The sequence below is a fragment of the Psychrobacter sp. T6-1 genome, assembly GCF_052258445.1.
This window is the reverse complement of sequence record NZ_JBQQFC010000235.1, coordinates 1-3,938: the sequence shown is the minus strand read 5'-3', so window position 1 is coordinate 3,938 and position 3,938 is coordinate 1. Positions and strand designations below refer to the sequence as shown.

4 protein-coding genes are annotated in these 3,938 nt (G+C 46.1%); all 4 read right to left on the bottom strand.

Annotated features, from left to right (window positions below):
* A partial coding sequence (locus ACTXGO_RS10780) for a glycosyltransferase family 2 protein (protein WP_443574454.1) occupies positions 1-286 on the bottom strand: 286 nt, incomplete at its 3' end.
* 22 nt (positions 287-308) lie between these two features.
* Positions 309-1,538, bottom strand: coding sequence for a hypothetical protein (locus ACTXGO_RS10775; protein ID WP_443574452.1), 1,230 nt, complete (start codon positions 1,536-1,538; stop codon positions 309-311).
* 16 nt (positions 1,539-1,554) lie between these two features.
* Positions 1,555-2,790 (bottom strand): glycosyltransferase, encoded by a 1,236-nt coding sequence (locus ACTXGO_RS10770; protein ID WP_443574450.1) that lies wholly within the window; start codon positions 2,788-2,790, stop codon positions 1,555-1,557.
* Positions 2,791-2,834: 44 nt separating this feature from the next.
* The coding region (locus ACTXGO_RS10765; RefSeq protein WP_443574448.1) for a glycosyltransferase family 2 protein at positions 2,835-3,938 on the bottom strand (1,104 nt) is incomplete at its 5' end.

The following is a 3,938-nucleotide window of genomic DNA, read 5'->3' as shown; positions in this document are numbered from 1 at the left end:
GCGCCGCGCCAAGATTACGATTACGACCAATATCGAACGACGCATTACTTGCCAACCCATTCTCAGTCGTTGGAATTTTGACGATGTTTAGATCGTACTCTGCAAGGCGTGCAGGTTCGGCATCATCATTAACGATGATGACTTCGCTTGGGCGCGCGCTACCCTGCGCTAAGCTACTAAGTAAGTTGTATAAGTGCTGGTTGCGCCCATAGCATGTAGTGATGACACTCAAAGGTACAGTGACAGCAATTGCGTTGTGATCGGCGTCTTGCGCTTTGATTGTCATAATTCTCTATACTCTTATGCTTTTAAGATTGTTTAGGTTTTATATCAAATTGAGGCAATAGCCAGTCTTCAAACCAAGTTTTGACAAGATTATAGTTAGCGACGCTATCCATAAATCTGTGCGCAGGCGTGTTAGTTTGAGTGCTTATCACAGTATTCCTGTCTTTATTGATTGACTCAGTACTTGCTAATTTATTCAAGTAAGATGGCGGATCTTGATGCTCTGACGTTGTCGTTTGAGCGATAAACTGCGACCAACTTAGTGCGCGTCCTTGTTCAATAAGCGCCTCTGCCATCACTTCTTGTTCACGATGCGGGCGCGCGTCGGGCAATACCACAAGCGGCGTTGCACAATCATAGACTTGTGCAATACCGTTTAAGCCACAGGCCATCACTAGCAAATCACTATAAGTAATAAAAGGCGTTACATCCTCGACGTGAGCGGCGATATCAACATAACCGCGCATGTCGTCACCGATAGGTCCAAGCGATATAATCAACGCGTTTGGTAACACGCGGCGCAGCTCTGGCAATTTAGCATCAATTGCCTCATGCCCACCGTACCCTTTGATCACCGTTACAAAAGTCATCTCAGACCCTTTATTGATGATATCTACAGAGGACAATCGCTTATAAAGCGTATCATCTGAGGTCAGCGTCATTAGCTTATCTATAAATGCAGTAAATGATAACGGCTCATCCGTCTTATTGGGCATAAAATTCAGATATAGCGTTTTTTGCCGTACCCAGTCTGGCGTCGCTGCTGCTTCTAGTGTCTTTGGATAAGGCGCCAGTAACCCAAGCGCGCCAGCAAAGGCATTTAAGTGTGGTTCATCATCACGCTCGCCTGCTAGTCTCACATATAAATATGGCACGCTAGCGGCGCGGCACAGCATAGCGACTTCGGCGCTGACATCAATAATCATCAGATCAATCTGGCGCTTGCGTATCTCGTCAAGCAGCTGCCAACTGCGTGTTTGAATGTTTTTATTACCTACCGGTGAATAATGCAAACTACTTGGCTGCCAATACTCTCCAGCTCGTCCCGGTAGCACATCCTCTGGCAGCTGATCCTCAGCGCTCAAACGTACGATTTGCTCATCAGCTATAGCATCAAAACGATAGCCCTCATTAGGCAAGCTGGTAAATACGGTCATCTGCGAGCGCAATGCAAAAGGTAGTAGAGCCGCTAACTTATCCGCTTGACGGCTGTGACCTGAGCCATGATGGTGAGCATAATAGCCAATACGCATAAAAAGATATCCTAATCTAAAACGATACAGCTCGGCTCTGAGCACCATTCATATTGATATTCTCTACAGCGTGCTCGTATAAACTTAGATAGCCATCGACCATTGCTGCAACCGAACAGAACTGCTCAGCACGTAGGCGACATGCCGCGCGAGAAATATCTTGAATACCATCAAAAGCCTGAATAAAAGCGTGTTTATCCTTTTTAGGTACGATAATGCCAGTATTAGCTGTGACAATCTCGCTACTTGCACCAACATCAAAGCCAATTACAGGCGTGCCGCAAGCCAAACTCTCAGCCAGGGTCAAACCATAAGGCTCATCCCAAGTGCTAGTAAACAGCATGGCGGTGACGTGACTTAAACGCTCATTGATTTGCGCTTTACTCAAATGACCGACGTAATTAAATAATGCTGGCGCGCCGTCATTTTTATCCTCTTCTAGTAGCGGCGCAACGTACTTATCAAAATATTCCTCGTTACTCTTAGGCCCTGCAATGATCAGGCGCTTGCCAGCCGCTTTACAGTACTCCATTGCTAGATGCGTACCTTTTTCAATACAGATACGCCCGTACCAAAAGTACACCTCATCTTTTATTGGGTCTGTATTGGCTGCAAATGACTGTACATCGATACCGTTATAGACCACGTGCGAGGGTGCAAACTCAGCAAATAGCTGCTGCTGATGAGCGCTGATTGCGGTGAACTGGGTGTGCGTGCCATGGCGTAGGGTCAATAGTGCCAAACGCAGTTGCGGGAAAATTGGTGTATGAAAGGTAGTAAAAAAACGTGCACCAAACGCCTGACCCATCATCATCGGTATGTGATGTAAGCTGTGATTGTGCACCACATCGATCTCTCCTTGTTCATCACGGCTGATGATATCGCGCATAGCGTGCTGATAGACCAGATACTGATATAGCTCCTCACGGCTCATACCGACCGAGTCATGTTCGTTATCATAGACCAGTGCCTCAAACTGCGTACGCGTCATAAAGGACACTAGCGTCGCATCGGTTTGACTATCAGCGTGCGCATAGAGCAACACGTCATGTCCTTGAGCGACCAACTCATTACAGATAAGCTCGGTAATCATCTCAAGACCGCCCGCGTACGGCTGCGCGATGGGATATAAAGAATGCGCGATAATAGCGATACGCAGTGGTTTTGATGACCCATTTGCTATGTCATGAGTATAAGTTGGGGAATATGGCTTGCTTGTGGTAACGCTTATATCGTCAATAATCGTGCGCATGGGATGTCCGTCAATCTATCACTATAAAAGGGTGGGTTGTAGCGTTAAGAATCCTGTAGTTTCTTACTATTAAACGTAGCAGAAATGGAGTTATTTACATGGCTTGATGCTTTAGCAGGTACAGTGCTGCTCATCGTTAAAGGTTTGCTGACATCACTATAAGCATAATTGTCAAAAGCGACTTTAGCTGACCACAGCTTAATCGCTGTAATGATTAGTGCACTGACAAATAACACGGGCGAGTACAAGACTGACAATGGCGATAACAGTACCAACGTGACGATATTTAGCATGATGATCAGCTTTGGTAGCGCTCTTATATTATCGCCTAGTACCGTTTGCTTAGTACGAGCGATATCTTGTTTGGGCGTACAAACAAAAGGTTTATCCCGTCCCCAAAGCACAGGAAGCCAAGACAGTGCACCAATTTCCCAAAAATTTAAATGTAGCGCCCAAGCTCGCAACTTTTTACTCAGTGTTGGCGCATAGTGCTTATTCACCTGTTTATTTAATGGAGATGAGTCTTGTAGATAAGCCCATAGGCGTCTTAGCAAAAAAACGCCATAAGCGGCATACACGACATACAGCGGCGTCAGTAGTGCAGCTATGTTTGCGCTTATATTTGTTAGTAATAACGCTGCGATGACTAGCAGCGTACAGATATGCAGTAGTATAAAAACACCCGTAAAATTGATCCAAGCGCTCAGCTGCGATAAATGAGCTCGTAAGTAGCTCAAGCGCTCGTGGGTAGGCTTTTGTAAGGTAGGCGCGGTAAAGTAAGTATTGAGTACTTGTGCATTACCATAAATCCAGCGCTGACGTTGCCCGATCAAGTCGCAAAACGTATTGGGTAATAAACCCGTTGCAATAACGTTAGGAATAAAACGACTACGTAAGCCTGTGCGGTGCATCAGAACACCCATCTGCGCGTCCTCGGTGATTGACGCACCTGACCAGCCACCCATATCTAACAGAGCGCGGCGACGGATAACGGCGTAAGTTCCTGTCGATAAAGCTCGCGTACGATTGAACGCTCTATACAGATGATAGTTAAAGTAATGGTTAAGCTCGCTATGAATATCAGCACGTCCTGCGTCTCGATAGAACTGCGGAAACTGTAATAGTGCATGATCAGGATGGGCGGCAAT